The organism is Cellulomonas sp. P2_B4 (assembly GCF_056404795.1).
Genome location: NZ_JBFUDI010000091.1, coordinates 1 through 558 on the forward strand (window position 1 = coordinate 1; position 558 = coordinate 558).

The window sequence follows — 558 nt, forward strand, 5'->3', positions numbered from 1 at the left end:
GCCTCCGCCACCGCGCTCTCGCCGGGATCGAGCTCGATCTCGAGGAACTGCAGTTCCTGGCCCTTGATTTCGAAATCGATGTCGTCGGCAATGCTGGCGCTGCGGTGATGCGCCCAGGGGCTGGGATTGGTCATGGCAAAGGCTCCCGATGGTTGGCGCGGAGCCTAGCCGGGAAGCATCACGATTCGCCACTGCGTTGCCGCCCTATTGCTAAAGCCGGCTCAGCTCTTCCCGTTCGCGATCGATATCGGCCTGCGCCTCGCGCACCGCGAGCACGTCGAACGCCGGCGCCTGACCGGGCTCCTCGGCTGCCTTGCGCACGATCGCGACCAGTCGCGGTTCGCCGCTCAGCAACAGCGTCGCCGTGCCTTCCTCCGCGCCACCGAAAATCATGTAGCGCCCCGCCAGGATCGCCTTTTGCGCACCGTCCCGCAAATCAGGTGCGACCTCCGGCCGGAACGCGACCGTGACGGCCGCCTTCCGTTTGAAAACCTTCCTCATTCTCCCCCCTCGGAGCCCCTACTCCGAGCGCCAATATAGGTCCTAAACGGTATTTAA

At 64.5% G+C, this 558-nt stretch carries 1 protein-coding gene; it reads right to left on the bottom strand.

Annotated elements, in window-relative coordinates:
* Nucleotides 1-210: 210 nt before the first annotated feature.
* The gene (locus AC1DZC_RS20260; protein WP_465170462.1) at nt 211-501 is read right to left on the bottom strand and encodes a hypothetical protein; all 291 of its coding nucleotides are present in this window, start codon (nt 499-501) and stop codon (nt 211-213) included.
* Between the last annotated feature and the right edge of the window lie 57 nt (nt 502-558).

Bases quoted from the DNA above. Each gene is read 5' to 3' on its own strand.
- AC1DZC_RS20260 (WP_465170462.1), bottom strand. From the start codon at position 501: ATGAGGAAGGTTTTCAAACGGAAGGCGGCCGTCACGGTCGCGTTCCGG.